A 26,022-nucleotide genomic window follows, 5' to 3' on the forward strand; every position below is an offset into this window, starting at 1 on the left:
GCACGGGTAAAAAAAAGGCCGAAGAATCTTCGGCCTTTAGTTTTTTTACGCCTAATGTACAGAGCCTTCCGTTTTGCGCTTTTCGGCGCTCACGAACTGGTAAGTCAGCTGGTTCTGCTCTTTGTCGAGCGCCACCGAAACCGACCCGCCGTCCACCAGGGAGCCAAACAGCAGCTCGTTCGCCAACGGTTTTTTCAGGTTTTCCTGCACCGTACGCGCCATTGGACGCGCGCCCATCGCTTTATCGTAGCCTTTTTCTGCCAGCCAGTTGCGCGCTTCGTCGCTGACTTCCAGCGAGACGCCTTTCGCATCCAGCTGCGCCTGCAGCTCAACGATAAACTTATCCACTACCTGATGGATAACCTCGCTGTCGAGGTGTTTGAACCAGATAATGTTATCCAGGCGGTTACGAAACTCTGGCGTAAAGATCTTTTTGATCTCTTCCATCGCATCGGTGCTGTTGTCCTGATGGATCAGACCAATAGACTTACGTTCGGTTTCACGTACGCCAGCGTTCGTGGTCATCACCAGCACCACGTTGCGGAAATCGGCTTTACGCCCGTTGTTATCGGTCAGCATCCCGTTATCCATCACCTGCAGCAGCAGGTTGAAGACGTCCGGATGCGCTTTCTCGATTTCATCAAGCAGCACCACGGCGTGCGGATGCTTGATCACCGCGTCCGTCAGCAGCCCGCCCTGATCGAAACCGACATAGCCCGGAGGCGCGCCGATCAGACGGCTGACGGTATGGCGTTCCATATATTCCGACATATCGAAACGCAGCAGCTCAATGCCCAGCGCTTTCGCCAGCTGTACGGTGACCTCTGTTTTACCCACGCCCGTAGGGCCGGCAAACAGGAAGGAACCGACAGGCTTGCGATCCTGTCCCAGACCGGCGCGGCTCATCTTGATCGCTTCGGTTAAGGCTTCGATAGCGTTGTCCTGACCAAACACCAGCATTTTCAGCCGGTCGCCGAGCGTTTTCAAAGTGTCGCGATCCGTGGCGGAAACGCTCTTCTCAGGAATACGCGCGATACGGGCAACCACGGATTCAATATCAGCCACGTTAACCGTTTTCTTGCGCTTGCTGACCGGCAGCAAACGTGCGCGCGCGCCCGCTTCGTCAATCACGTCAATCGCTTTATCCGGCAGATGACGGTCGTTGATATATTTCACCGCCAGCTCGACCGCTGCACGTACTGCTTTTGCGGTATAGCGGACGTCATGGTGCGCTTCATACTTCGGCTTGAGGCCGTTCAGGATCTGCACCGTTTCATCTACCGTAGGCTCGGTAATATCGATTTTCTGGAAACGACGCGCCAGCGCGCGATCTTTCTCAAAGATATTGCTGAATTCCTGATAGGTGGTGGAACCCATCACGCGAATTTTGCCGCTGGAAAGCAGCGGTTTGATCAGGTTGGCGGCATCTACCTGCCCGCCGGAAGCGGCACCGGCGCCGATGATAGTATGGATCTCATCGATAAACAGAATGCTGCTGTTATCCTGCTCAAGCTGTTTCAGCAGCGCCTTAAAGCGCTTCTCGAAATCGCCGCGGTATTTAGTACCGGCAAGCAGCGACCCGATATCCAGCGAGTAGATGGTGGCGTCTTTCATCACTTCAGGCACGTCGCCCTGCACGATACGCCACGCAAGCCCTTCGGCGATCGCGGTTTTACCCACGCCCGATTCGCCCACCAGCAGCGGATTGTTTTTCCGGCGGCGGCAGAGAACCTGAACGGTACGCTCCAGCTCTTTATCCCGCCCGATCAGCGGATCGATACCGCCTACGCGAGCAAGCTGGTTAAGATTGGTGGTGAAGTTTTCCATACGTTCCTCCCCGCCTGCTTGCTCTTCGTTAACAGGGTTTTCTGCGCCCGAAGCGGGCCCCTGCTCATCTTTGCGCGTGCCGTGAGAAATAAAATTAACCACGTCAAGGCGGCTGACTTCATGCTTGCGCAGCAGATAGGCAGCCTGGGATTCCTGTTCGCTGAAGATAGCGACCAGCACGTTAGCGCCCGCTACTTCACTGCGGCCGGATGACTGCACATGGAAAACGGCGCGCTGTAGAACGCGCTGAAAGCTGAGCGTAGGCTGTGTGTCGCGCTCTTCTTCGCTGACCGGCAACACCGGGGTTGTTTGTTCAATGAAGGCTTCGAGCTCCTGCCGCAGAGCCACAATATCCACCGTGCAGGCTTCAAGGGCCTCTCTTGCTGATGGGTTACTGAGCAACGCCAACAGCAGATGCTCGACGGTCATAAACTCATGTCGGTGCTCGCGCGCTCTGGCGAAAGCCATATTTAAACTGAGTTCCAGTTCTTGATTGAGCATAGGCACCTCCCCCATTAGATCGCCTTATTCAGGCTTTTTCCAGCGTACACAGCAACGGATGTCCGTTCTCCCTCGCATATTTATTGATATGCGCGACCTTGGTCTCCGCCACTTCGGCGGTAAAGACACCGCAGATTGCCTTTCCCTGGTAGTGAACCGTCAGCATCAGTTGCGTTGCACGTTCAACATCATAAGAAAAGAACTTTTGCAGTACGTCAATAACAAATTCCATAGGTGTATAATCGTCATTATTCAGAATAACTTTATACATCGAAGGCGGCTTGAGACCTTCGCGGAGTTTGTCTTCTGCAAGATGTTCAAAATTAAGCCAATCGTTAGTGTTTCCCATACGTACCCAATATGAAAACGTTGCCTGCCTGCATCAGACTAACACCCTTAAGCGTAAGTTTAGCACGCCCGAAATGCTGTCCGAAGCCGGTGAATTTTTGCACCAACCTGCAACTACGCGACCTTCATCACAAAAATAGCAATAGCGTTAACTGCTTCAAATTTTGATGAATTCATCCCGGCATCTCCTCTTCATTCGCTTGACGCCTGGTACGATTTCTCTACAGTACAGGCGTATGCTGGATGCGTTTTAACCAGCCTGGAGGCCAATGCCTCACTACCTCACCCATTTGAATGTCTTGCGAGGGATCCAAAAGCATGGAGACGGGTACTGTTAAATGGTTCAACAATGCCAAAGGCTTCGGCTTTATCTGTCCGGTCGGTGGCGGCGAAGATATCTTTGCTCATTATTCCACTATCCAGATGGATGGCTACCGAACGCTGAAAGCCGGGCAGCAGGTTCAGTTTGATGTGCACCAGGGGCCAAAAGGCAATCACGCCAGCCTGATTGTCCCCGTTAATGCCGAAGCGGCAGTTGCTGTCAGCGCCTGACCGCTTAGTGATATTCTGACCAACCTTGCAATAAAATGCCAGCCAGCGTCGCTGGCATTTTTATGGGCAACTTTTACCAACCTTAGTAAAGTGGCGCCGTCCTGTCATTTTTCAAGCCCCCTTTTTGCACGAAATTAATTTTCATCCTCGCTTCTTGCCCACCGCCGCGTTTCAGCGCAGTAAATTTGCGTTAAATCAACCTGGCTGCGTTTTTTCAGGACAGATTATGTCCTGAAGGATTAATGTTGCATTTTAAATGAAACTTTAAAGGATAAGGCTATGTTTTGCGTGCAATGTGAACAAACTCAGCGCCGTCTTGCGGGTAACGGCTGTACCGGCGTGCGCGGCGCCTGTGGGAAACTGGCGCAAACGTCAGATTTGCAGGATCTGCTGATTGCCACGCTTCAGGGGCTTTCCGCCTGGGCGCTGGTGGCGCGACAGCAGGGTATTATTCTGCATGATATCGACAGTTTCACGCCAAAGGCGCTGTTTGCCACGCTAACCAACGTCAATTTTGATTCCTCACGCATCGTAGCGCTTGTCCGTCAGGCCATCAGCTATCGGGAACAGCTAAAAGCGTGCTGCAAGCTTCCTTGCAGCGCAGAAAATTATCCTGCGGCGGCAATAGACCTGGAAAGCGATGACCCTGGGCAGCTACAGCAACAGGCGCTGGCGTGGCGCCCCAATCGCGGCAGCGAGCATGAGGATATTATCGGTCTGCGCCTGCTGTGCCTGTATGGCCTGAAAGGCGCGGCGGCCTATATGGAACATGCCCATGTTCACGGCTACTTCGATAACACCATTTACCAACAGTTTCATCAGATCATGGTCTGGCTGGGCGCGCAGCCGGACAGCGCCAGCGATCTGCTGGCGGCGGCGATGGATATCGGCAAAATGAATTTCGCCATCATGGCGATGCTGGATAAGGCGCAGACCACCACTTACGGTTCGCCGCAGCCCGTGGCGGTTAATACCCGGCCGGTGGCGGGAAAAGCGATCCTGATTTCCGGGCACGATCTGCGGGATCTGCAACTCTTGCTGGAACAAACCGCAGGCAGCGGTATCAACATTTACACGCATGGCGAAATGCTGCCGGCACATGGCTATCCGCAACTGAAGCGCTATGCGCATCTGGTCGGCAACTATGGCAGCGGCTGGCAGAACCAGCAAAAAGAGTTCGCCGCCTTTCCCGGCCCGATCGTTATGACCTCCAACTGCATTATCGATCCTTTCAGAGGCGATTATCAGCAGCGTATCTGGACCCGCAGCATTGTCGGCTGGCCCGGCGTGAATCACCTGCACGACGACGACTTTTCTGCCGTTATCGCGCAGGCGCAGCAGATGCCGGGCTTCTCCACCAGCGAGATCCCCCGCACCATTACCACGGGCTTTGGCCGCCAGACGCTGCTTGACGCCGCCGACAGCGTGATTGAGCTGGTGAAACAGCGTCAGCTGAGGCATATCTTTCTGGTAGGCGGCTGCGACGGCAATCGCGTGCAGCGCAGCTACTTTACCGATTTGGCCACCGCCATTCCCGATGACTGTCTGATCCTGACGCTGGGCTGCGGTAAATATCGCTTTAACAAACTGGCTTTCGGCACGCTGGGCGGCCTGCCTCGTCTGCTGGATGTGGGCCAGTGCAACGACAGCTATGCGGCTATCGTGCTGGCGGTCAGGCTGGCGGAAAAATTAAACTGCGACATTAACGATCTGCCTTTATCGCTGGTGCTCTCCTGGTTTGAGCAGAAAGCGATTGTCGTGCTGCTGACGCTCTTGTCCCTCGGGGTAAAAAACATTTACACCGGCCCGACGGCGCCGGGTTTTCTCACGGATAATCTTCAGGCGCTGCTGAAAAAAGAGTTTGGTCTGCGGCCGACATCTTCCGTACCCGCAGATCTGGCAACGGCGCTGCATTGATGCCTTGCCGCATTATTTTCGCCTGCGGCGCGCGCCGTATAATGCCCTACCCTTTGCTCAGCCTCGACTATGCTTTTTGCTGAAGATCCCTCCCTTCGGGACACTAATTAAAGCTTTAAAGGAGCAGAAATGAAGCAAACGCTAGCCGCACTGGTGGCGAAAACACTTGAAAACGCCGGCGTAAAACGCATTTGGGGCGTAACCGGGGACTCGCTTAACGGACTGAGCGACAGCCTGAACCGCATGGGCACCATCGAATGGATGCCGACTCGTCATGAGGAAGTCGCCGCTTTCGCTGCCGGGGCCGAAGCGCAAATCAGCGGCCAGCTTGCCGTCTGCGCCGGTTCGTGCGGGCCGGGCAACCTGCATCTGATCAACGGCCTGTACGACTGCCACCGCAACAACGTGCCGGTGCTGGCGATTGCCGCGCATATTCCCTCCAGCGAGATCGGCAGCGGCTATTTCCAGGAAACGCATCCGCAGGAGCTGTTTAAAGAGTGCAGCCACTACTGCGAGCTGGTTTCCAATCCCGAGCAGCTGCAACAGGTGCTGGGCATCGCGATGCGTAAAGCTATTATCAATCGGGGCGTGTCGGTCGTGGTTATTCCTGGCGACGTGGCGCTACAGCCCGCGCCGGAAAACGCTCGCGCCGAATGGTATCCGCCGCAGTTCCCTATCGTGCAGCCGCCCGCCAGCGAACTGGACAAGCTGGCGCAGCTGCTTAATGAAGCAAAAAATATCACGCTGATGTGCGGCTACGGCTGTGCGGGCGCGCATACGGAAGTGGTGCAGCTGGCGGAAACGCTGAAAGCGCCCATCGTTCACGCGCTGCGCGGCAAAGAATATATTGAGTACGACAACCCTTACGATGTCGGTATGACCGGCCTGATTGGCTTTTCATCCGGCTATCACGCCATGATGAATGCCGATACGGTGATCCTGCTGGGAACGCGTTTCCCTTACCGCGCTTTTTATCCTGAAAAAGCGAAAATTATCCAGATTGATATCGATCCGGGCAGTATCGGGTCGCATTGCCATGTGGATATGGCGCTGGTCGGCGACGTTCGGGCCGCCCTTTGCGCGCTGCTGCCGCGCCTCGAAGTAAAAGAGGATCGCGCGTTTCTGGATAAGGCGCTGAAGCATTACCAGGAAGCCAGAAAGAGTCTGGACGAGCTGGCGACCGCCAACGACAAACAGGCGATCCACCCGCAGTACCTGGCGCAGCAGCTTAGCGAGCTGGCCAGCGAAGACGCGATTTTTACCTGTGACGTCGGCACGCCTACCGTCTGGGCCGCACGCTATCTGAAAATGAACGGCAAACGTCGTCTGCTGGGATCGTTCAACCACGGTTCCATGGCCAACGCCATGCCGCAGGCGCTGGGAGCGCAGGCTATTGACAGGCAGCGCCAGGTGATAGCGATGTGCGGCGACGGCGGCTTCTCTATGCTGATGGGCGATTTCCTGTCGGTAGCACAGCTTAAGCTGCCGGTGAAGCTGGTGGTGTTTAATAACAGCGTGCTGGGCTTTGTGGCGATGGAAATGCAGTCCGGCGGCTATCTGACCGACGGCACCGAACTGCAAAACCCGGCATTTGCCGATATCGCCAACGCCTGCGGCGTGAAGGGCATTCGCGTGGAGCGCGCTTCCGAGCTGCCTCGCGCTATCGAAGAGATGCTGGCGCACGACGGCCCGGTGCTGCTGGATGTGGTCACAGCCAGCGAAGAGCTGGTGATGCCGCCGCAGATCAAGATGGAGCAGGCGAAAGGCTTTAGCCTCTATATGCTGCGCGCGCTGATCAATGGTCGCGGCGACGAAGTGGTCGAGCTGGCTAAAACCAACTGGCTGCGGTAAAACATTGGTCTGTCTCACGGACGCTGCGGCGTCCGTTTTGCCCTTTAAGGAGCGCAACGGTGATCGACTTACGCAGTGATACGGTAACCCGCCCTTCCGCCGCGATGTTGTCCGCAATGATGGCGGCGGAAACCGGCGACGATGTTTATGGCGACGACCCTACGGTTAACGCGCTCGAGGCCAAAGCGGCCGCACTCAGCGGGAAAGAGGCCGCGCTTTTTCTGCCGACCGGCACCCAGGCCAACCTGGTGGCGCTGCTCTGCCACTGCCAGCGCGGCGAAGAATATATCGTCGGCCAGCTGGCGCATAACTACAAATATGAAGCTGGCGGCGCGGCGGTGCTGGGCAGTATTCAGCCGCAGCCGATCCTTGCAGCAAAAGACGGTACGCTGCCGCTGGACGTGGTCGAACAGTTTATCAAGCCGGATGATTTTCATTTTGCAATGACCCGGCTGCTGAGCCTGGAAAACACCCATAACGGTAAAGTGCTGCCGCTGGCCTATTTGCAGGAAGCCTGGGCATTCACGCGCAGCCATAAGCTGGCGCTGCATGTGGACGGCGCGCGCATTTTCAATGCGGCCGTGGCGCTGGGCGTCACGCTGCGCGATCTTACGCAGTATTGCGATACGCTGACAATCTGTTTGTCGAAAGGTCTGGGTACGCCGGTCGGCTCGCTGCTGTGCGGCAGCAAAGACTATATCGAGCGCGCGAAGCGCTGGCGCAAAATGACCGGCGGCGCCATGCGGCAGTCGGGCATTCTGGCGGCGGCCGGGCTTTACGCGCTGGAGCACAACGTCACGCGGCTCCAGGACGATCACGATAACGCCGCCTGGCTGGCTGCGCAGCTAAAGGCCGCTGGCGTGCAGGTTTCCAGTCAGAACACCAATATGGTGTTTGTGCGTCTGCCGGCACATCAGGCTGAGCCGCTTAAAGCCTGGATGCGTGGCAAAGGCATCGTTCTGCATACCGGCGCGGTGACGCGTTTGGTCACGCATCTGGATGTCGATCGTCCGGCGCTGGAAAAAGTGGTCGCGGAATGGAAAGCGTTTCTGGCCAGCCAGCCGGACTAACCGCCATACTTTTCTAACAGCGCCTCGGCGATAGCCTCGCTTTCCGCGTCCGCCACGCCTGAATAGTCAGCGGGCCGGAAATGCATCTGAAAAGCGGCAATCACCCGCTGTTGCTGCGTGGCCGACATATCAGGCGTCGATTCATAGCCGTAGCGCGCCAGCAGCGACAGCAGATGCCCGCTGTCCGTCAGCTGGCCAGGCGCTCTTCCCGCCAGGTAATAGCTTACGCGAGCCTCGTCCGGCCACGCGCCAATGCCCTGTTGATAAAGCCAGCGCCACGGAAACAGCGGGCCGGGATCCTGCTTGCGCTGCGGCGCGATATCGCTGTGTCCGACGACATCCTGCGGGCGAATACCGTAGCGCCGGGTGATATCCCGCGCCAGCGGCATCAGCGCGGCCATCTGCTCGCGGGAAAAAGGATACCAGGCTCGCCCTTGCGGCGTGCGGCGATAGCCCGGATTTTCCAGTTCGATACCGAGTGAGGTATCATTGAGCCGCGTCGCGTCGCGCCAGAAACTGATGCCCGCGTGCCACGCCAGCTCGGATTCCGGCACAAGCCGCAGCACCACCGGTTGCTTTCCATGCTGGAAGGGTTTGGCCGGAATAAGATAGTGCACGCTGACTTCCCGGTCGGTCAGCGTAGCCAGCGAGCGGGGAAAATCCTCAGCGGTATAGTGAATAACCAGCACCTTAATACGCGGACGAGCCCCGTAAGCGGCGTGGCGCGTATCCACTACGTAGCCATTCTGTTTTTCCAGACCGGATGTACAGGCGCTCAGTACGATGGCCGCCGCCAGCGCCGTCAGCAGGCGCATCAACGACGTGTTTTAACCGCGGTGCCGCTGACGCTGACCATCAGCATACTGCTGTCTTTGCCAACGGTTTCGTAATCGATATCAATCCCGACCACGGCGTCCGCGCCCATGGCCTTCGCCTGCTCTTCCAGTTCGGCAAAGGCTATCTGGCGCGCTTTGCGTAACTCTTTCTCATATGCGCCGGAACGGCCGCCGACGATATCGCGAATGCCGGCAAAGAAATCGCGGAAGATATTGGCGCCCAGTATCGCTTCGCCGGTCACGACGCCGCAGTATTCCGTTATGGGCTGGCCTTCCAGCGTTGGGGTAGTGGAAAATTGCATGATTTTCTCCTTAACTTCAATCCAGGGTTTTAGCTCTTATGGCCAGGCAGACCAGCTATACTTTATGCTAAAAAACGCCATCCAGAAACCATAAGGAAATCAAGATGAAGTTACAGCTTGCCGCTCTGGCTCCGCTGGCGCTGCTGCTCAGCGCCTGTACCACGGTACAACCCGTCTTTAAGGATAATGGCAGCCGCACCTCTCCCTGCGTCGAAGGCGGCCCGGATTCTGTTGCCCAGGCGTTTTACGATCTGCGCCTTGAGCAGCCTGCTCAGGGCCTGCCGAACGCCACCCAGCTGGCTAAATATCGTCCTTACCTCAGCGACAGGCTCTATCAGACGCTGCTGAAGGCCGATAGCGATCCGCAAAAAGAAGCGACCCTGCGCGGGGATATCTTCTCAAGCCAGGCGGCGGGCGCCACCTCGGCGAGCGTAGCGGATTCATCGTCAATCCCTAACCACGACGCGCGCAATATTCCGCTGCGGGTTAAGCTCAGCCGCGACGGCGACAAGCCGCAAAGCTGGCAGGATGAAGTGCTGATGATCCATGAGGGCACCTGCTGGGCGGTGGACGACGTGCGCTATCTTGGCCCCGCGCCGCATATTGAAGGCGGCTCCCTCAGCCAGCGCCTGCTGCGATAGTGTTTTCCGCGCACCGCCGACGAGCGGTGCGCCTCTTTCCCCTGCTGCATTTTCATCCAGCCTCCCTCATTTTGTGCTAGCCTTGTAGTTAACTTGCCTGCATAAGCGAATTTTTCGCCGCGCTGATTGCATAACTATGCCGTCAACGTTAAGATTCGCAGAACTAATCGCTATTCACTTTTTGCGCATGAGTATTCAACTAAACGCTGTAAACTGCTTTTATGGCGCCCATCAGGCGCTTTTTGATATTCAGCTGACCTGCCCCGAAGGCGAGACGCTGGTGCTGCTCGGCCCAAGCGGCGCCGGCAAGAGCTCGCTGCTGCGCGTGCTGAACCTGCTGGAGATGCCGCGCTCCGGCACGCTGGGGATCGCCGGTCACCATTTCGACTTCAGCAAAGCGCCGGGCGACGCGGCTATCCGCGAGCTGCGTCAAAACGTCGGCATGGTGTTCCAGCAGTACAATCTCTGGCCGCACCTGACGGTGATGCAGAACCTGATCGAAGCGCCCTGCCGCGTGCTGGGATTAAGCAAGGATCGGGCGCTGGCTCGTGCCGAAAAACTGCTGGAACGCCTGCGCCTGACCAAATTCGCCGACCGTTTTCCTCTGCACCTGTCCGGTGGACAGCAGCAGCGTGTTGCTATCGCCCGCGCATTAATGATGGAACCGGCCGTGCTGCTGTTTGATGAACCAACGGCGGCGCTGGATCCGGAAATCACGGCGCAGATCGTGGCGATTATTCAGGAACTCTCTGAAACCAATATCACTCAGGTGATCGTTACCCATGAGGTCGAAGTGGCGCGCAAAACGGCCAGCCGCGTCGTCTATATGGAGAATGGTTATATCGTGGAACAGGGTGACGCCAGCCGCTTTACACAGCCGCAAACCGAAGCGTTTGCCAATTATCTTTCGCACTGATGCAGGACATAATGATGAAAAAAATCGTACTTGCCGCGCTGTTAGCCGGTGTAAGCCTGAGCGCCAGCGCCGCGCAGACCATCCGTTTTGCTACTGAAGCCTCTTATCCTCCTTTTGAATTTGTCGATTCCGACAACAAAATTCAGGGTTTTGATGTCGATTTAGCGAACGCGCTGTGTAAAGAGATGGACGCGACCTGCACCTTTACCAATCAGGCTTTCGACAGCCTGATCCCAAGCCTGAAGTTCCGTCGCTTCGACGCCGTGATGGCCGGAATGGATATTACGCCCGAGCGTGAAAAACAGGTGCTGTTTACCAAAGCCTATTACGATAATTCCGCTTTATTTATCGCGCAGAAAGGCAAAGTTGCTGACGTAGCCGCGCTGAAAGGCAAACGCGTCGGCGTGCAGAACGGCACCACGCACCAGAAATACCTGGCCGAGAAACTGACGGAGGTGAAAACCGTACCTTACGACAGCTATCAGAACGCCATTCTGGATCTGAAAAATGGCCGTATTGATGCCGTATTCGGCGACACGGCGGTGGTAAACGAGTGGCTGAAGCAGAACACCTCGCTGGCCGCGGTTGGCGAGAAGGTCACCGATAAAGACTACTTCGGCACCGGACTGGGTATTGCCCTGCGCCAGGGCAACACCCAGCTTCAGGGCAAATTCAACGCCGCGCTGGATAAAGTGAAAGCCGACGGCACCTATAAAACCATCTACAGCAAATGGTTCCAGCAATAACGGAATGAACGAATTTTATCCTCTTGCAAGCGCCGCCGGGATGACCGTCGGCCTTGCCGTTTCTGCGCTGGCCGCAGGCCTGATTCTGGCGATGATTTTCGCCGTCTGGGAATCCGCCCGCTGGCGGCCGGTCGCCTGGATCGGCACCGCGCTGGTGACGCTGTTTCGCGGGCTGCCGGAAATTCTGGTGGTGCTGTTCGTCTATTTTGGCGCCTCGCAGCTGTTACTGACGCTTTCCGACGGCTTTACGCTGCATCTGGGCTTCGCTTCATTGCCGGTGCAGATGACGATTGAGAATTTCGACGTCAGCCCGTTTCTCTGCGGCGTTATCGCGCTGTCGATCCTTTATTCCTCTTACGCTTCGCAGACGCTGCGCGGCGCGCTGAAGGCGGTGCCTCAGGGACAGTGGGAGTCGGGCCAGGCGCTGGGCATGAAAACGCCGGCGATATTCTTCCGTCTGATCCTGCCACAAATGTGGCGTCACGCGCTGCCGGGCCTGGGCAACCAGTGGCTGGTGCTGCTGAAGGATACGGCGCTGGTATCGCTGATCAGCGTCAACGATATTATGCTGCAAACCAAAAGCATCGCCTCACGCACGCAGGAGCCTTTTACCTGGTACATGGTGGCGGCGGCGATTTATTTAATTATCACGCTGCTCAGCCAGCAGGTTTTAAAGCGTATCGAAGCGCGTACCACCCGTTTTGAGCAGGGGAATAACGGATGCTGAGCTATTTACCCGAGCTGCTGAAAGGGCTGCATACCAGCCTGACGCTGACGGTGGCCTCACTGCTGCTGGCGCTGCTGCTGGCGTTGCTGTTCACGGTGTTCCTGTCGCTGAAGATCCCGGTACTGAGCCAGGTCGTGCGCGGCTATATTACGCTGTTCACCGGCACACCGCTGCTGGTGCAAATCTTTTTGATTTACTATGGGCCGGGACAGTTTCCTTCCATTCAGGCGATCCCGTGGCTATGGAACGGGCTGTCGCAGCCCTGGCTTTGCGCCCTGCTCGCGCTTTCGCTTAACAGCGCGGCCTATACTACCCAGCTGTTTTACGGCGCGGTCAGAGCTATTCCTGCCGGTCAGTGGCAATCCTGTGCCGCGCTGGGGATGAACCGTAAAGATACGCTGCGCATTCTGCTGCCCTACGCGTTTAAACGCGCGCTTTCCTCTTATTCCAACGAGGTGGTACTGGTATTTAAGAGCACCTCGCTGGCTTATACCATTACGCTAATGGAAGTGATGGGCCAGGGACAGCAGCTTTACGGGCGAACCTACGACGTGACGGTTTTTGCCGCAGCAGGCGTCATTTACCTGTGCGTTAACGGCCTGCTGACGCTGATGATGCGCCTGATAGAACGACGAGCGCTGGCTTTCGAGCGCCGTAGCTGAGCCACCATGCCGGCGGCATCGGTCGTCGGCATTCGTCAAATAACAGCGCTTAACCGTCAGTTAATCCGCGCATAACGCCGCGGCGGCAGCCGTCATACTATCCCGATAATATTCACGCAAGGGCCGGAGACATGCTTAAGGTTTGCGTTTTTCTACTTGTCGGATTTGCTGCCAACGCGCTGGCCAGCGGCCCGCTTCGCTTTGCCACTTCGGCGACCTATCCGCCTTTTGTCTACCTGAATGCCGGGCATCAGCTGGTGGGGTTTGATATCGAGCTGGCAAAAGCCCTGTGCGAAAAAATAGCGCGGCAGTGCCTCTTTACCAATAATGATTTTGACCGCCTGCTGCCTTCGCTAAAATTCAACCGCTATGACGCGGTGATTTCCGGCCTGGATATTACCGAAGAGCGCCGGGAAGAGGCGGATTTCACCCAGCCTTATCTGGAAAGTTCCGGCATGGTGATTGCGGTTAAAGGCCGCTACGCCTCTTTAGCGGAGCTACGCGGCAAGCGCGTTGGCGTCGCCGATGCCACAACCTTACAGGCCTGGCTGCAAAGTTCGTGGCCGGATATCATTCCTGTCGCGTACGACAACTATCAGAATGCGCTTCTGGATATCCGCAGCGCCAGGCTCGACGCCATTTTTGGCGAGACGCCTTCCATGCAGACCATCCTGAGAAGCAATCCCGGCCTGGACGCCGTAGGCAAGCCGATTACGGATAATCGCTATTTTAGTGCAGGCTTGGGTATCGCAGTACGTAAAGGCGATAAGGCGCTGCTGGAGCAGCTGAATGGCGCGCTACAAAGCCTGAGCGATGACGGTACGCTGCACATGCTGAAGCAGCGCTGGCTTGGCCCGACAGCCGATCTGCCCGCCGAGTCAGAGATGCCGTAGCAGCGTCAGCACTTCGCCGTGCGCGGTATGCGGGAACATATCGAACAGCTGGACTTTAACAAGGGTGTATTCGCTCAGGCGGGCGATATCGGTAGCCATGGTCTGCGCGTTGCAGCTGGAATAAAGAATGAACGGCGGCGCCATGCGGCTCAGATACTCGCAGAGCGCGGCGCCAATACCGCGACGCGGCGGATTGACCAGCACCAGATCGGGCGTGCTGCCTTCGCCGGTAGCAAACGCCGTAGAGTCCAGCGCGGCGAAGCTGACTTTCTCCAGCCCCATCTTTTCCGCTGACCGTTTAGCGCAGGCGATGGCCTCCGCGCTGATTTCAATACCGGTCAGCGACATCTCTGGCGTGGCGCAATGCAGGCCGAAGCCGCCTACGCCGCAGAACAGATCCCACATGCTTTTGACGCCCAGCTCGCTTACCCATGCTCTTGCCGTAGCATACAGCGAGGCGGCTACCGCCGGGTTGGTCTGAAAAAAACTCTGCGGCCGGATCCACAGCGGCACGTCGTTCAGCTGGTCGGCCAGCGCCTGATTTTCCGTTAGCGGGATCTCTTCTTCGCCTTCCAGAATCGCCATATGCACCGGCTGAATATTGGCTGAAATCACGCTCAGCTGCGGCAGCTGCGCCTGCAGGGCGGGCAGCGCGTTAGTGAGCTGGGTCAGCTTCTCTTTGGATCGCAGCACAAAGCGCAGCATCAGCTCGCCGCTGCGGCTGCTTTCCGTCAGCAGGATAAACTTCAGCTCGCCGCGCCTGCGCGCCACGTTATACGGCGTCAGACCCGCGCGGGCGATAAAGGGTTTCAGCTGCGCAAATACCGCGGCGAAGCTGTCGGGATAAAGCGGACAGCCACAAAGATCGACTGGCGTCCCGTCGCGATGCACAATGCCGAGCAGCGGGCGCTCCACGCTGCCGCTGACCACCATTTTCGCCTTGTTGCGAAAGCCCTGCTGCGCCGAAGTGACCGGCGGCAGCCATTCGCTGACCGCCTGCGCGGACAGAAGCTGTTGCAGCTCAGACTGCTTCTGGTTCAGCTGTTGCGAATAGGGGCGATCCAGCCACTGGCAGGAGCGGCAGCGATCGGCATCATAAAGGGCGCAGTGCATGTCAAATCTCGTCAAACAAAAGCGGGCGGGGATTGTACCACTGTGGGATCAGCGCTGCTGAAAAAATTCCCGGCTGCTGGCAGGGAAAAAGAGCAGCACCAGCACCAGCAGGTCAGGCAGCTTTTGCGAGAGCAGCAGATGCCCCTGCTCGCCGTGTAAAGAAAATATTTCCGGGCCGATCCAGCCCGCCGACGCCATCAGCATATAACCGATCACGATCAGCTGCGAACAGCCGTAGCCCAGACGTCCCCAGCGGCGGCCATGCAATAGCGCAAGCGCACAGCGTAGCTCAATAAAAAAGAGCAGCTGGCTGGCGATAAATATCAGGGTGGCGCTCCAGCTTTGCGCGGCAAGATGGATAACATTCAGCAGCGTATTCAGCCCCATTTCATGCACTTCCAGCGCGACGCTCAGGCAGCGTGTCATAATGATAGCGATTGCCGCCACCACCACCGGGACGGGGATCTCGCAGGCTGGCTCCTGTTTCAGCACCTCTGACATCATTTTCTCCCGTCCATGCTCCGTTTTAGTGCAGGTATGCCCGTGCAGCGTTCCCCTGCCCCCGTTTGCCGTGCTTTCGGCCACGGCTGTCGCTTCGTTAGCGCCAGAGAAAAAGAAAGCGCGAGGCTTTCTTTGCTCGAGCCTCTTTCCTGGCACGATAACTGCTTCTCACCTGTTGAATTGGCAGCAATTTATGTTTAGTCCAGTTTACGCACAATTGCCACTGGATAAGATTTTTCGGATCGCTACTCGGGAGACAGAAATGGAGACTGGATCGGCAAAAGCTCGTGAACACTGGACGCCAGGCATTGGCGCTTATCTGGCCCTGATCGTGGCTATTCTCTTTTTTTCCGGCCTGTTTTTAAACGTGGAAGGGGCAAAATGGCTGGGCGCGTTTGACTTCACCACCCTCGGCGGCAAGTTCGGCACCATTAAGGATGCCGCGCGCGCCACCTTTCTCGGTGAGGGCGGCACGGGCGCTAAAGCCGGTTTTCTGTTTGCGCTTTCGCTGGTGCCGACGGTGATGCTGGCGCTGGGCCTGCTGGAAATCTTCACCCACTATGGCGCCATCCGCGCCGCTCATAAGCTGCTGACGCCGCTGTTAAAACCCCTGCTCGGCATTCCGGGCCGCTGCGGGCTGGCGCTGATCACCGATTTGCAAAGCACCGATGCGGGCGCGGCGCTGACCAAAGAGCTGCACGATGAGAAACAGATAGGTAAAAAGGACGTGGTGATTATGGCCGCCTGGCAATACTCCGGCGCGGGGCTGATTAACAACTATTTTGCCATTGGCTCGGCGCTGTTCGTCTCGCTTTCCGTCCCGGTGCTGGTGCCGCTGGTGCTGATGTTTGTATTAAAGTTTGTTGGCGCTGCCGTGGTGCGCCTGGTGTTAGCTACTGTTTATAAGCAGGATTTCCAGCATGAAAAATAATCCGCCCGTTGCCGTTTCCCATAATCCTTTTGATGTGTTCGTGGTTGGCGCGCGCAAAGGGTTTCATATCGCTATTCATAATTTAATGCCTAACGTCATTATGGCGTACGTGATTGCCGAGATGCTTAACCTGCTGGGCGTGATGGCCTTTATCGGCAAGGTCTTTGCGCCCGTAATGGGCCTGTTTGGGCTACCGGGCGAAGCCGTGACGGTGCTGCTTACCGCCTGGCTTTCGTCGTCGGCCGGAACCGGCGTGGCGGTAAGCCTGCTGGCGAAAGGCGTGCTGACCGGCGCCGATATTACCATCCTGGCGCCGGCCATCTTTCTGATGGGATCGCAGCTGCAATATATGGGTCGCCTGCTGGGCGTGGCCGACGTGCCGAAAAAGCACTGGCCGCTACTGATGCTGACCAGCGTTCTGAATGCCGTTATCGCCATGCTGGTGATGCGTTTTATCGCTTAATGGAGGCTTTATCGTGTTAAAAGTTTTGGAACATTACGCCTTTCTGCATGAAATCCCGGAGCTGGGATTTGAGGAGTTTAAGACTTCCGCTTACCTGGGTCAGCAGCTGAAAGCCGCCGGGTTTCAGGTGACGGAAAACGTCAACGGCACAACCGGTATCGTCGCCCTGCTCGACAGCGGCGTACCCGGCCCAACGCTGGCGCTGCGCGCCGATATGGACGCGCTGGGGCATATCATCGACGGCGAGGCCTGCGCGCGCCATACCTGCGGGCACGACGCGCACTCTTCCGTGGTGCTGACCGCCGCGCAGGAGCTAAAAGCAGAGAACGCAGTTAAACGAGGCCGCCTGAAGCTCATTTTCCAGCCAGCGGAAGAGTTGGGCACCGGCGCGCTGGCAATGGTAGCAGGCGGCGCGGTCGAGGATGTGGATATGCTGCTGGGCTTTCATCTTCGTCCGGCGGAGGAGTGCGCCGTCGGCACCGCGATCCCCGCCATGTACTATTCCGCCTGCGTCACTCTTGAAGCCACCATAGGTGGGCAAACCGCTCACGCCGCGCGGCCGCATTTGGGCATCAACGCGCTGGATGCCGCGGTCAGCGCCGTACAGGCTGTTAACGCCGTGCATATGGCGCCGGGTAAAAGCTGGAGCGCCAAGGCCACCCGGTTTTTATGCGATGCGGGCGTCACTAACTCCGTTCCCGACACGGCCCGCGTAGTGTTTGACCTGCGCGCGGCGGAAAACGAGGATATGACGCAGCTGCAAAGTCGGGTGGAGCGAGCGATAACGCAAAGCGCGGCGGCCTACGGCGCTACCGCTAAAATTGCAGTGCTGAAAGCGATGCCCGCCGCTGAGATCGATGCGGAGATGACGGCGCTGGTGGCGGAAGCGATCAAAGAGGTATTGGGTGAAGCGGCGTTAATGCCGGTACGCTCAACGCCGGGCAGTGAAGATTTCTTCCACTATCCCGTGCAGCGTCCGGCAATCAAAGCAGGGTTTTGGGGGCTGGGCACCGGCCTGACGCCGGGTTTGCACCATCCGGATATGCGTTTTGACCTGGATGCGCTGCCGGTCGGGGTGAAAATCTTTAAGGCCTGCGTGATAAAGATTTTAGGCTAGTCGCGCCGCCATTCAGGCTGGCGGCGCCGCCAGGCCGATCGTCCCTGATCGGCCTGCCGTTAGTGACCTTTTTGCGCGCGCTGCGCATCCCGAATGCGCTGTTTCTCTTCGTGCGCCATAAACCGCCAGGCAATAAAGCCAACAATGCCCACCACAAACAGGATCAGCGACGCCAGCGCGTTAATCTCCGGATTAACGCCGCGCCGCACGGTGGCGAAAATCTGCATCGGCAGCGTGGTCGCGCCCGGCCCGGTAACGAAGCTGGCAATCACCAGATCGTCCAGCGACAGCGTAAAGGCCAGCAGCCAGCCGGTGACGATCGCGGGCGCGATCATCGGTACGGTGATCACGAAGAAGACCTTCAGCGGCGTGGCACCTAAATCCATTGCCGCTTCCTCAATAGAGCGGTCCAGCTCGCGCAGACGGGCGTTGATCACTACCGCTACATAGGCGGTACAGAAAGTGACGTGCGCCAGCCAGATAGTGAGCATGCCGCGATCGCCAGGCCAGCCAAAGGTATTGCCCATTGCCACAAACAGCAGCAGCAGCGACAGCCCGGTGATCACGTCCGGCATCACCAGCGGTGCGGTAAGCATAAAGGCGAAGCCGGTTGATCCCTTAAAGCGGCCGAAGCGGACGATCGCTACCGCCGCCATCGTGCCCAAAATCACCGCGGCCGTTGCCGACAGCGCGGCGATGGTCAGACTCAGCGTGACCGCGCTTATCATCGCGCCATCGTGGAACAGCACGTTGTACCAGTGCAGCGAGAAGCTTTCCCATGCGGCCAGCTGCGATGAGTTAAAGGAATAGACCACCAGCAGCACCATCGGCGCGTACAGGAAGAAAAAGCAGACTATCAGGATTGCAATACGCCACGGGGAGCGCACGGTCGGCAAAGCACTCATGCTTTTTCTCCCAGCTCTTTGTTCTGATGCTTATGAAACCAGATGATAGGCAGGATCAGGATCAGCAGGATAATTACCGCCAGCGCCGAGGCGACCGGCCAGTCGCGGTTGTTAAAGAACTCCTGCCACAGCACGCGGCCGATCATGATGCTGTCCGGGCCGCCGAGCAGTTCCGGGATAACGTATTCGCCGACTGCCGGAATAAACACCAGCATGGAGCCGGCGATAATGCCGCCTTTGGTCAGCGGCACTATCACGCTAAAGAACGTTTTCAGCGGACGGGCACCTAAATCCAGCGAGGCTTCCACCAGCGAATAGTCGATACGGGTAAGCGCAGTGTAAATAGGCAGCACCATAAAAGGCAGATAGCAGTAGACGATGCCGATATAGACCGCGAGATTGGTATAAAGGATTGCCACCGGATGATCGGTAATGCCGCTCCACATCAGAAAACGGTTCAGCACGCCGTTATCGTTCAGAATGCCCATCCAGGCATAAACGCGCACCAAAAAGGAGGTCCAGGAAGGCAGGATCACCAGCAGCAGTAGGATATTGCGGGTAGAAGGCGAACTGTACGCCACGGCCCACGCCAGCGGATAGCCGATAATCAGGCAGGCTACGGTAGAAATTGCCGCCACCTGGAGCGAGTGCAGGTAGGCATCGATATAGAGTGGATCGTCCGTCAGCGTTAGATAGTTGCCAAAATTGATCACCGCGGTCAGCTGACCATCCGCCCAGCTGAACAGGTCCGTATAGGGTGGGATAGCTCGCGCAATATCGGCGAAGCTTATCTTGAGCACGATCAGAAACGGCAGCAGAAACAGCAGGACCAGCCAGAGATAAGGCAGCGCGATCGCCAGCTTGCGGCTTGAGCGCAGCCTGTTCAGCAATGCCGGACGTCTGGACGCAGTAACTTGAGTCATAAACGCCTCCCCTTATTGCGTCAGCACGACGCAGCTATCCGTATCCCAGCAGAGGCGGACTTCGTCTCCCCAGGTCGGTGCCCCTTTACGGAAGCGATAGCCATTCTGCAACTGCGCGCTGATCATCTGGCCGCTGTGCAGGCGCACATGGTAGATGGAGAGATCGCCCAGATAGGCAATATACACCACTTCGCCCACGGCAAAGTTACAGCCATCGGCGGGCACTTCATCGCTCAGCATGACTTTTTCCGGGCGCAGCGCCACGTGTACAGGCACGCCGTCCACAATGGATGCGTCGGAATCAACCTTCAGCGGATGGATCAGGCCTGGACTGTCGATAATCAGGCCGTCTGGCTGGCGCTCGCGCAGCATTCCCTGAAAAATATTTGCTGAACCGATAAACTCGGCGCTGTAGCGCGTCGTGGGATGCTCGTAGATCTCTTCCGGCTCGCCGATCTGCACAAACTTGCCGCGATTCATAATGGCGATACGTCCGGCCATCGTCATCGCTTCTTCCTGATCGTGAGTAACCATCACGCAGGTCGCGCCAACGCGCTCCAGAATGTCCACCACCTCCAGCTGCATCCGGTCACGGAGTTTTTTATCCAGCGCGCCCATCGGCTCGTCCAGCAGCAGCAGCTTAGGGCGTTTAGCCAGGCTGCGGGCCAGCGCCACGCGCTGCCGTTGTCCGCCGGAAAGCTGGTGCGGCTTGCGCTTTGCATACTCCTGCATATGCACCAGCGCCAGCATCTCACTGACGCGCTCGGCGATCTCAGCCTTGGGCAGCCGATCCTGTTTCAGGCCGAAGGCGATATTTTGCTCCACCGTCATATGCGGAAAAAGCGCATAGGACTGAAACATCATATTGACCGGGCGTTGATAGGGCGGCACGTGGGAGAGATCCTGGCCATCCAGCATAATCTGCCCGGAGGTAGGCGCTTCAAACCCGGCCAGCATCCGCAGCAGCGTGGATTTGCCGCAGCCGGAAGCGCCCAGCAGCGCGAAGATCTCACCTTTGTAAATTGTCAGATTGACGTCGTCAACCGCGTGCTGTCCGTCAAAGGACTTGGTCAGATTGCGAATTTCCAGCAGCGGCGTAACCGCCCTGCTGACTTTTTTTTGCGGACGAGGGATCGCGTCGTTCACTTCCATTACACTCCGGCGCTTTTAAACGGTCATGCCGTATAAAAAGAAAACAGAGGCGGGGTCGCCTCTGTGATAACTCAGTGAGGCTTCAGCTACTTGCCACTTTTAACTTTAGTCCATGCCCGCGTGCGCACACGATCGAGTTTCGGATCCTGGACTTTCAGCACAAACAATTTAGCCATCGTCTCGGCGTTGGGATAGATGCCCGGATTGTCGCGTACGCTGGCCTCCACTAACGGCACCGACGCTTTATTGCCGCTGGCGTAAAAAATCTTGTTGGAGATATTCGCCATCACGGCTGGCTCCATCAGATAGTTCAGGAACTGATAAGCCTCATCCATGTTCTTCGCATCTTTAGGAATGGCCAGCATATCGAAGAACGCCAGCGCGCCCTCTTTTGGAATGCTATAGGCGATGTTCACGCCGTTTTTCGCGGCGGCAGCGCGATTCTTCGCCTGCAGCACGTCGCCCGCCCAGCCGATAGCCACGCAGGTATTGCCGTTCGCCAGATCGTTAATGTACTGCGAAGAGTGGAAGTAGCGGATGCTCGGACGCAGCTTCAGCAGCAGATCGGTCGCCGCGCCGGAATAATCTTTGGCATCACTGCTTTTAGGATCTTTGCCCAGGTAGTTCAGAACGGTAGCAAAAATCTCTTCCGGGGCGTCCAGGAAAGAGACGCCGCAGCTTTTGAGTTTTTCCAGATTCTCCGGCTTCAGCACCAGATCCCAGCTGTTAACCGGCGCATCTTTGCCCAGTGCGGCTTTCACCTTATCGACGTTATAACCAATGCCGGTGGTGGCCCAAAGGTAGGGAATGGCGTATTTGTTGCCCGGATCGTGCTGCTCAACCTTTTTCAGCAAATCAGGATCGAGGTTTTTATAATTTGGCAGCTTGCTCTTATCCAGCGGCTGAAAGACGCCGGACTGTAGCTGGCGAGCCAGAAAACTGGAGGATGGCACCACGATATCGTAGCCGGTGCTGCCGGCCATCAGCTTGCCTTCCAGCACCTCGTTGGAGTCGAACACGTCATAGACGACTTTAATGCCGCTCTGCTTCTCAAAATCAGGCACGGTATTGGGCGCAATATAGTCGGACCAGTTATAGACGTGCAGCGTCTTATCCGCCGCCGTGGCGCCAGCTGAAACCGCCATCACCATGCCAGCAACCAAGCCTGACAACCATTTTTTACGCTGGTTGAACATGTTTTCCATCCTCCTGAACAGAGATAATTACGGCTAAAAGCGGGCCAACGGCGTTTCGCTTACTGTAAGGATTAGCCGCCGCGCTGTTAAATAGAAAAAACCTATACCTGCTGCGACCTTGCACACAAAATGCAGTTTCGCAAGGATAGTCCCACAATGCAGGCCAGACCAGAGCCGGGCGCAAAAAACGCCTTTTATCGATATTCGCCTGGTTTTACTCTATGCAAGCGAGCCGGGAGCGGGAAAACGGCGCAGAAAATAGGGGAAAAACGGCCCTGAGCCAGCATAAAAGCGGGAAAAGCGCGGGGGAAAAATGAAGGAAACGGCCGGATGCGGCCTTAAACAGGGAGATATGCGTCCGTCAGGGCCGCCAGGCCCTGAAATAGTGACTGAAAATCAGTGCAGCATAGAGTGTGAAGCGATGATTTCGCCGCGATCTTCCTCTTCGCTCATCATCAGCAGATGATTGGCAAAGGCTTCCATCACTACCATTGAGATCTGCTCTTCACTCTGCTTCATAAAATGCACGAACTGCCCATAGGTCAGGCCAGCCGTGATGGTAAGCGACTGGCAGACAATCAGCTTGGGCAGATTATCATCCTGAATATCAACGAAAGCTTTCACCGTCAGTGAACTGGCGTTGATCTGTGACAGATCGCCCACCAGCGGGATCAGTGCGGTGGGTTTGACTTCCGCCAGCGCGGAAAACAGAATAACGTTGTCCACCAGATCCAGCTTGGCATCAAACACCCCGTCGAAATTCTGCATATGCGGCAGGTGAAGCGCCTGACAGGAATCGCACTCAAACCAGGTGATGCTCTGCTGATCCAGCCAACGTCGTAAAAGCTCGATATCGGGAACGACGAGTGAATCCATGTAATTGGTCTCTTACTGCCTTAAAATTGCGCCCTAGCTTACGTAAAAAAGCCCCTGAACACCACGACTGTGTAGTAAATATCAGGTCAACCGCCGGTTTTCAGACAGAAACCAGGCTTCGCCTGCTGCTCAATCCAGGCGATCATCTGCGTGGCGATATCCCTCCCCGTGGTCTTTTCGATGCCTTCCAGACCCGGTGAGGCATTAACCTCCATCACCAGCGGCCCGCGCTCGGCGCGTAAAATATCCACGCCCGCCACGTCCAGACCCAGCGTCGCCGCCGCGTGCACGGCAATCTCCCGCTCGCTGTCGGTGATCTCCACCCTGCGCGCTTTGCCGCCGCGATGCAGGTTCGAGCGGAACTCGCCTTCTTTGGCCTGCCGCTCAATAGCCGCCACTACCCTGCCGCCGATCACCAGGCAGCGGATATCCTTGCCTCTGGCTTCCTTGATAAATTCCTGCACCAGAATATGCGCGTTAAGGCCGCGGAAGGCGTCAATCACGCTTTCGGCCGCCTGACGCGTCTCCGCCAGCACCACGCCGATGCCCTGCGTGCCCTCCACCAGCTTGACGACCAGCGGCGCGCCACCCACCATCTCGATCAGATCGCTGGTATCGTCCGGCGAATGCGCAAAGCCCGTAATCGGCATGGGAATGCCTTCCCTGGCAAGCAGCTGCAAAGAACGCAGCTTGTCACGCGCGCGGGTGATAGCGACCGATTCGTTAAGCGGATAGCTGCCGCAAACCTCAAACTGCCGCAAAACGGCCGTGCCGTAAAAGGTAATAGCCGGTCCAATACGCGGGATAACCGCATCATAATGGCTCAGCTGCCTGCCCTGGTAATGAATGGCCGACGATCCGGGATTGATATTCATATAGCAGGACAGCGGATCGATAACTTCAACGCTGTGACCGCGTAGCTGGGCGGCTGCCAGCAGCCGCTTGCAGGAATAGAGCGAGCCGTCCCGGGAAAGAATCGCTATTTTCACCCGATTTCTCCGAAAGGGTTTTAACGGGTTGCCCATCCCTGCTTATGCAGATAATCCAGCATAAACGGACGACTTTCTTTGATAATGGTTTTCTGGATATGTTCGCTCCAGCTTTCACGCCGCGCGTTGCTTTCACGCGTCAGATAATACGCCTCGTGCTGGGCGTCATAAGCGGCCAGCGTGTCCGGGTCGATCGGCTGATAGCGATTCTCGTGAACCAGCATAGCGGCCGGCATGCGGGGTTTTAACTGCGGGATCTGCTCAGGCCAGCCCAGGCACAGCCCAAACAGCGGCAGCACGAACTTCGGCAGGCCCAGCAGCTCGGTGACTTCGGCGATGCTGTTACGGATGCCGCCGATATAAACGCCGCCCAGCCCCAGCGATTCTGCGGCCACCAGCGCGTTTTGCCCCATCAGCGCGGTATCCACGCAGCCCAGCAGCAGCTGCTCCGCCAGGCCCAGCTGCGCTTCCGGACAGATCTGCTGATGACGGTTAAAATCGGCGCAAAAAACCCAAAACTCGGCGGCCTGGCCAACATATTTTTGTCCGCCGGTCAGCTCGACCAGCTTCTCACGCACCGCTTTGTCGGTGATGCGGATAATGGAAGAGCACTGCAAAAAGCTGGAGCTGGAAGCCGCCTGCGCGGCCGCGATAATCGCCGCTCGTTCAGCCTCGCCGATGGGCTGGTCAGTAAAAGATCGGATAGAACGGTGGGAGCAAAGTAGCTCAATGGTCGGCGTCATGCTTCTCTCCTGGTGAGGATTTTTCAGACAAGTTAAACAGCTCCGGCGCCATTGCTTTCGCCGTACGCCACATCATCACAATGGCGGCGGGCAGCATCATCATAAGGCCAACGATAAGCAGGATCGTGGCAGCAAAGGCTCCGGAAAAAGATGCAGGCAAGGGTAGCACCTGATGCAGCGCTAAGTAAGAGAGCAGCAGGATAATTCCGCCCAGCGCCTCGGCAATCAGCACTGGTTTAGGCATGTTACTGAAGGTTAAACCGCCCATACCGCCTCCGTCTCTGGGTGTTAAGCGTTCATACAGCGTAACCGGTTTATCTCTATATAGATGAAACGAATCGAAACGACAGGTAATTCCTTCTTTCTTTCACCTGCGGAAGTGGGCATGATAAGCGCCATTACATGATAAGTTGTGATGTACATCACACTAAATCTGACCTTTGAGGAGAACCCTATGTTTGCCGTAATTTTTGGACGTCCTGGCTGTCCTTATTGTGTCCGCGCTAAAGAACTGGCTGAAAAACTGACCGAAGAGCGTGAAGATTTTAACTTCCGCTACGTGGACATCCACGCTGAAGGCATCACCAAAGCCGATCTGGAAAAAACCGTGGGCAAACCGGTGGAAACCGTACCGCAGATTTTCCTCGACCAGACTCACATTGGCGGCTGCACCGATTTTGAAGCCTATGCCAAAGAAAACCTGGGCCTGTTCCAGTAAGACTTTCTGTTCCTGACTTTTGTTGGGATGATAAAAAAGAGGGCCGCCATGCGGCCCTCTTTTTTTTGCCTGCCGCGCTTAGCTGTGCGAATGCCAGAACAGCGTGCGGCAGAGCATAACGGCCAGCGCGCCGGAACCGCACCAGAATATCGCGCTGGTATCAAAAGCCAGCTCCTGCAACGGTGCGTGATAGTGCAGCGAATAGTAGTGCAGAAAAATCAGGCAAAGCGGCGTAGCCAGTAAAGCGCCCAATAACGCTATCGTCAGCGGGTGCTCTTTTGAGGTCAGCGCCGCGATAGCGCCCGGCAGAGTAAACATCAACAGGCCCGGCCTCGCCTGTGCCCAGGCCGTCCCCTCTATGACCATACCGTAACGTACCGCCAGAAAAACGACGCTGTAGAGAACAAAACTAAACGCTACGCTTGTCCAGGACATACCCTTAAACATAATAGGATCTTCTCTCGGTAATTGATGTTATCACCTGGCCGGAATGACGCCGGACTGATTTTCCCTGTTCTAAATAAACAAAAGCCATGGCTTTTACTGGCTGAAAAAGCGTGAAGCGATTAAAATGACGACCGTTTTATTTGGCTCTGGGCTGTAATT

General features: G+C 56.8%; 29 protein-coding genes. 14 read left to right on the forward strand and 15 right to left on the reverse strand.

What is annotated here, in order from left to right:
• Positions 1-51 precede the first annotated feature (51 nt).
• Together clpA and clpS are read right to left on the reverse strand one after the other, a co-directional pair.
• Positions 52-2,328 (reverse strand): ATP-dependent Clp protease ATP-binding subunit ClpA, encoded by a 2,277-nt coding sequence (gene clpA / locus QZH36_RS05385; RefSeq protein ID WP_125288740.1) that lies wholly within the window; start codon positions 2,326-2,328, stop codon positions 52-54.
• Between the two features lie 28 nt (positions 2,329-2,356).
• Positions 2,357-2,677, reverse strand: a complete 321-nt coding sequence (gene clpS / locus QZH36_RS05390) for an ATP-dependent Clp protease adapter ClpS (protein ID WP_125288741.1) — start codon at positions 2,675-2,677, stop codon at positions 2,357-2,359.
• A gap of 317 nt (positions 2,678-2,994) precedes the next feature.
• Here clpS and cspD point away from each other — a divergent pair, with 317 nt between their 5' ends.
• The 4 genes from cspD to ltaE all read left to right on the forward strand — a co-directional run bounded on the left by cspD (position 2,995) and on the right by ltaE (position 8,066).
• A complete protein-coding gene (gene cspD / locus QZH36_RS05395; protein ID WP_125288742.1) occupies positions 2,995-3,228 on the forward strand; it encodes a cold shock-like protein CspD in 234 nt (77 codons plus the stop codon).
• 279 nt (positions 3,229-3,507) lie between these two features.
• Positions 3,508-5,145 (forward strand): hydroxylamine reductase, encoded by a 1,638-nt coding sequence (hcp, locus tag QZH36_RS05400; RefSeq protein WP_301729781.1) that lies wholly within the window; start codon positions 3,508-3,510, stop codon positions 5,143-5,145.
• 129 nt (positions 5,146-5,274) lie between these two features.
• Positions 5,275-6,996 (forward strand): ubiquinone-dependent pyruvate dehydrogenase, encoded by a 1,722-nt coding sequence (gene poxB / locus QZH36_RS05405; protein ID WP_301251231.1) that lies wholly within the window; start codon positions 5,275-5,277, stop codon positions 6,994-6,996.
• Positions 6,997-7,055: 59 nt separating this feature from the next.
• Positions 7,056-8,066, forward strand: coding sequence for a low-specificity L-threonine aldolase (gene ltaE, locus QZH36_RS05410; RefSeq protein WP_253454736.1), 1,011 nt, complete (start codon positions 7,056-7,058; stop codon positions 8,064-8,066).
• Here the strand turns inward: ltaE and QZH36_RS05415 are convergent.
• Together QZH36_RS05415 and QZH36_RS05420 are read right to left on the reverse strand one after the other, a co-directional pair.
• A complete protein-coding gene (locus QZH36_RS05415; protein WP_301729782.1) occupies positions 8,063-8,881 on the reverse strand; it encodes an N-acetylmuramoyl-L-alanine amidase in 819 nt (272 codons plus the stop codon). The two genes, ltaE and QZH36_RS05415, sit on opposite strands and share 4 nt — an antisense overlap.
• Positions 8,881-9,204, reverse strand: a complete 324-nt coding sequence (locus QZH36_RS05420; protein ID WP_125288747.1) for a heavy metal-binding domain-containing protein — start codon at positions 9,202-9,204, stop codon at positions 8,881-8,883. The genes QZH36_RS05415 and QZH36_RS05420 overlap by 1 nt, the downstream gene beginning before the upstream one ends.
• A gap of 104 nt (positions 9,205-9,308) precedes the next feature.
• Here QZH36_RS05420 and QZH36_RS05425 point away from each other — a divergent pair, with 104 nt between their 5' ends.
• The 6 genes from QZH36_RS05425 (at position 9,309) to QZH36_RS05450 (ending at position 13,789) form a co-directional block, all read left to right on the forward strand.
• Positions 9,309-9,845, forward strand: a complete 537-nt coding sequence (locus QZH36_RS05425; RefSeq protein ID WP_253454739.1) for a lipoprotein — start codon at positions 9,309-9,311, stop codon at positions 9,843-9,845.
• A gap of 187 nt (positions 9,846-10,032) precedes the next feature.
• The gene (gene artP / locus QZH36_RS05430) at positions 10,033-10,761 is read left to right on the forward strand and encodes an arginine ABC transporter ATP-binding protein ArtP (RefSeq protein ID WP_253454740.1); all 729 of its coding nucleotides are present in this window, start codon (positions 10,033-10,035) and stop codon (positions 10,759-10,761) included.
• A 14-nt stretch (positions 10,762-10,775) separates the two neighbouring features.
• Positions 10,776-11,507, forward strand: coding sequence for an arginine ABC transporter substrate-binding protein (gene artJ, locus QZH36_RS05435; RefSeq protein WP_301729783.1), 732 nt, complete (start codon positions 10,776-10,778; stop codon positions 11,505-11,507).
• A 4-nt stretch (positions 11,508-11,511) separates the two neighbouring features.
• A complete protein-coding gene (artQ, locus tag QZH36_RS05440) occupies positions 11,512-12,234 on the forward strand; it encodes an arginine ABC transporter permease ArtQ (protein WP_253454742.1) in 723 nt (240 codons plus the stop codon).
• Positions 12,228-12,896, forward strand: coding sequence for an arginine ABC transporter permease ArtM (artM, locus tag QZH36_RS05445; RefSeq protein ID WP_301729784.1), 669 nt, complete (start codon positions 12,228-12,230; stop codon positions 12,894-12,896). The genes artQ and artM overlap by 7 nt, the downstream gene beginning before the upstream one ends.
• 131 nt (positions 12,897-13,027) lie before the next feature.
• Positions 13,028-13,789, forward strand: coding sequence for a transporter substrate-binding domain-containing protein (locus tag QZH36_RS05450; protein WP_253454744.1), 762 nt, complete (start codon positions 13,028-13,030; stop codon positions 13,787-13,789).
• On the opposite strand, the gene rlmC is transcribed toward QZH36_RS05450, so the two are convergent.
• Both rlmC and QZH36_RS05460 read right to left on the reverse strand, forming a co-directional pair.
• Positions 13,775-14,902 (reverse strand): 23S rRNA (uracil(747)-C(5))-methyltransferase RlmC, encoded by a 1,128-nt coding sequence (rlmC, locus tag QZH36_RS05455; RefSeq protein WP_253454745.1) that lies wholly within the window; start codon positions 14,900-14,902, stop codon positions 13,775-13,777. The genes QZH36_RS05450 and rlmC overlap by 15 nt on opposite strands.
• Positions 14,903-14,950: 48 nt before the next feature.
• A complete protein-coding gene (locus tag QZH36_RS05460; protein ID WP_253454746.1) occupies positions 14,951-15,403 on the reverse strand; it encodes a YbjO family protein in 453 nt (150 codons plus the stop codon).
• A 262-nt stretch (positions 15,404-15,665) separates the two neighbouring features.
• On the opposite strand from QZH36_RS05460, the gene QZH36_RS05465 reads away from it, so the two are divergent.
• Genes QZH36_RS05465 through QZH36_RS05475 form a run of 3 tightly spaced genes read left to right on the forward strand, consistent with a single transcriptional unit; the run spans position 15,666 to position 17,914 of the window.
• Positions 15,666-16,334, forward strand: coding sequence for a nucleoside recognition domain-containing protein (locus QZH36_RS05465; protein WP_125288756.1), 669 nt, complete (start codon positions 15,666-15,668; stop codon positions 16,332-16,334).
• Positions 16,324-16,797, forward strand: coding sequence for a YjiG family protein (locus QZH36_RS05470; RefSeq protein ID WP_253454747.1), 474 nt, complete (start codon positions 16,324-16,326; stop codon positions 16,795-16,797). The genes QZH36_RS05465 and QZH36_RS05470 overlap by 11 nt, the downstream gene beginning before the upstream one ends.
• A gap of 13 nt (positions 16,798-16,810) precedes the next feature.
• Positions 16,811-17,914, forward strand: a complete 1,104-nt coding sequence (locus QZH36_RS05475) for a M20 peptidase aminoacylase family protein (RefSeq protein WP_253454748.1) — start codon at positions 16,811-16,813, stop codon at positions 17,912-17,914.
• Positions 17,915-17,973: 59 nt separating this feature from the next.
• On the opposite strand, the gene potI is transcribed toward QZH36_RS05475, so the two are convergent.
• The 8 genes from potI to QZH36_RS05515 all read right to left on the reverse strand — a co-directional run bounded on the left by potI (position 17,974) and on the right by QZH36_RS05515 (position 24,966).
• Complete coding sequence (potI, locus tag QZH36_RS05480) at positions 17,974-18,819, reverse strand: putrescine ABC transporter permease PotI (protein ID WP_253454749.1); 846 nt, start codon at positions 18,817-18,819, stop codon at positions 17,974-17,976.
• Positions 18,816-19,742: a putrescine ABC transporter permease PotH gene (gene potH, locus QZH36_RS05485; RefSeq protein ID WP_367652763.1), complete on the reverse strand. Its 927-nt coding sequence runs from the start codon at positions 19,740-19,742 to the stop codon at positions 18,816-18,818. The genes potI and potH overlap by 4 nt, the downstream gene beginning before the upstream one ends.
• A 12-nt stretch (positions 19,743-19,754) precedes the next feature.
• Entirely contained in the window at positions 19,755-20,888 is a 1,134-nt protein-coding gene (potG, locus tag QZH36_RS05490) for a putrescine ABC transporter ATP-binding subunit PotG (protein WP_125288891.1), read from the reverse strand.
• 92 nt (positions 20,889-20,980) lie between these two features.
• Complete coding sequence (potF, locus tag QZH36_RS05495) at positions 20,981-22,090, reverse strand: spermidine/putrescine ABC transporter substrate-binding protein PotF (RefSeq protein ID WP_301729785.1); 1,110 nt, start codon at positions 22,088-22,090, stop codon at positions 20,981-20,983.
• 396 nt (positions 22,091-22,486) lie between these two features.
• Positions 22,487-22,966, reverse strand: coding sequence for a YbjN domain-containing protein (locus tag QZH36_RS05500; RefSeq protein WP_253454751.1), 480 nt, complete (start codon positions 22,964-22,966; stop codon positions 22,487-22,489).
• Positions 22,967-23,052: 86 nt separating this feature from the next.
• Positions 23,053-23,955 (reverse strand): 30S ribosomal protein S6--L-glutamate ligase, encoded by a 903-nt coding sequence (rimK, locus tag QZH36_RS05505; RefSeq protein WP_253454752.1) that lies wholly within the window; start codon positions 23,953-23,955, stop codon positions 23,053-23,055.
• A gap of 20 nt (positions 23,956-23,975) precedes the next feature.
• Entirely contained in the window at positions 23,976-24,698 is a 723-nt protein-coding gene (gene nfsA / locus QZH36_RS05510; protein WP_253454753.1) for an oxygen-insensitive NADPH nitroreductase, read from the reverse strand.
• Positions 24,682-24,966 carry a DUF1418 family protein gene (locus tag QZH36_RS05515; protein ID WP_253454754.1) on the reverse strand — a complete coding sequence of 95 codons (285 nt, stop codon included), beginning with the start codon at positions 24,964-24,966 and terminating at the stop codon, positions 24,682-24,684. Before QZH36_RS05515 ends, nfsA begins: the two co-directional genes overlap by 17 nt.
• A 186-nt stretch (positions 24,967-25,152) precedes the next feature.
• On the opposite strand from QZH36_RS05515, the gene QZH36_RS05520 reads away from it, so the two are divergent.
• Positions 25,153-25,416, forward strand: a complete 264-nt coding sequence (locus QZH36_RS05520; protein WP_125288765.1) for a GrxA family glutaredoxin — start codon at positions 25,153-25,155, stop codon at positions 25,414-25,416.
• 78 nt (positions 25,417-25,494) lie between these two features.
• Here QZH36_RS05520 and ybjM read toward each other — a convergent pair whose 3' ends face one another.
• Positions 25,495-25,863, reverse strand: a complete 369-nt coding sequence (gene ybjM, locus QZH36_RS05525) for an inner membrane protein YbjM (protein ID WP_301729786.1) — start codon at positions 25,861-25,863, stop codon at positions 25,495-25,497.
• Between the last annotated feature and the right edge of the window lie 159 nt (positions 25,864-26,022).

This window comes from Erwinia wuhanensis (assembly GCF_030484085.1).
Taxonomy (GTDB): domain Bacteria; phylum Pseudomonadota; class Gammaproteobacteria; order Enterobacterales; family Enterobacteriaceae; genus Erwinia; species Erwinia aeris.

Coding starts and splice junctions, on each gene's coding strand:
- clpA (WP_125288740.1), bottom strand. CDS start 2,328: ATGCTCAATCAAGAACTGGAACTCAGTTTAAATATGGCTTTCGCCAGA.
- clpS (WP_125288741.1), bottom strand. CDS start 2,677: ATGGGAAACACTAACGATTGGCTTAATTTTGAACATCTTGCAGAAGAC.
- cspD (WP_125288742.1), top strand. CDS start 2,995: ATGGAGACGGGTACTGTTAAATGGTTCAACAATGCCAAAGGCTTCGGC.
- hcp (WP_301729781.1), top strand. CDS start 3,508: ATGTTTTGCGTGCAATGTGAACAAACTCAGCGCCGTCTTGCGGGTAAC.
- poxB (WP_301251231.1), top strand. CDS start 5,275: ATGAAGCAAACGCTAGCCGCACTGGTGGCGAAAACACTTGAAAACGCC.
- QZH36_RS05415 (WP_301729782.1), bottom strand. CDS start 8,881: ATGCGCCTGCTGACGGCGCTGGCGGCGGCCATCGTACTGAGCGCCTGT.
- QZH36_RS05420 (WP_125288747.1), bottom strand. CDS start 9,204: ATGCAATTTTCCACTACCCCAACGCTGGAAGGCCAGCCCATAACGGAA.
- QZH36_RS05425 (WP_253454739.1), top strand. CDS start 9,309: ATGAAGTTACAGCTTGCCGCTCTGGCTCCGCTGGCGCTGCTGCTCAGC.
- artP (WP_253454740.1), top strand. CDS start 10,033: ATGAGTATTCAACTAAACGCTGTAAACTGCTTTTATGGCGCCCATCAG.
- artJ (WP_301729783.1), top strand. CDS start 10,776: ATGAAAAAAATCGTACTTGCCGCGCTGTTAGCCGGTGTAAGCCTGAGC.
- artQ (WP_253454742.1), top strand. CDS start 11,512: ATGAACGAATTTTATCCTCTTGCAAGCGCCGCCGGGATGACCGTCGGC.
- artM (WP_301729784.1), top strand. CDS start 12,228: ATGCTGAGCTATTTACCCGAGCTGCTGAAAGGGCTGCATACCAGCCTG.
- QZH36_RS05450 (WP_253454744.1), top strand. CDS start 13,028: ATGCTTAAGGTTTGCGTTTTTCTACTTGTCGGATTTGCTGCCAACGCG.
- rlmC (WP_253454745.1), bottom strand. CDS start 14,902: ATGCACTGCGCCCTTTATGATGCCGATCGCTGCCGCTCCTGCCAGTGG.
- QZH36_RS05460 (WP_253454746.1), bottom strand. CDS start 15,403: ATGTCAGAGGTGCTGAAACAGGAGCCAGCCTGCGAGATCCCCGTCCCG.
- QZH36_RS05465 (WP_125288756.1), top strand. CDS start 15,666: ATGGAGACTGGATCGGCAAAAGCTCGTGAACACTGGACGCCAGGCATT.
- QZH36_RS05470 (WP_253454747.1), top strand. CDS start 16,324: ATGAAAAATAATCCGCCCGTTGCCGTTTCCCATAATCCTTTTGATGTG.
- potI (WP_253454749.1), bottom strand. CDS start 18,819: ATGAGTGCTTTGCCGACCGTGCGCTCCCCGTGGCGTATTGCAATCCTG.
- potH (WP_367652763.1), bottom strand. CDS start 19,742: ATGACTCAAGTTACTGCGTCCAGACGTCCGGCATTGCTGAACAGGCTG.
- potF (WP_301729785.1), bottom strand. CDS start 22,090: ATGTTCAACCAGCGTAAAAAATGGTTGTCAGGCTTGGTTGCTGGCATG.
- QZH36_RS05500 (WP_253454751.1), bottom strand. CDS start 22,966: ATGGATTCACTCGTCGTTCCCGATATCGAGCTTTTACGACGTTGGCTG.
- nfsA (WP_253454753.1), bottom strand. CDS start 24,698: ATGACGCCGACCATTGAGCTACTTTGCTCCCACCGTTCTATCCGATCT.
- QZH36_RS05515 (WP_253454754.1), bottom strand. CDS start 24,966: ATGGGCGGTTTAACCTTCAGTAACATGCCTAAACCAGTGCTGATTGCC.
- QZH36_RS05520 (WP_125288765.1), top strand. CDS start 25,153: ATGTTTGCCGTAATTTTTGGACGTCCTGGCTGTCCTTATTGTGTCCGC.
- ybjM (WP_301729786.1), bottom strand. CDS start 25,863: ATGTTTAAGGGTATGTCCTGGACAAGCGTAGCGTTTAGTTTTGTTCTC.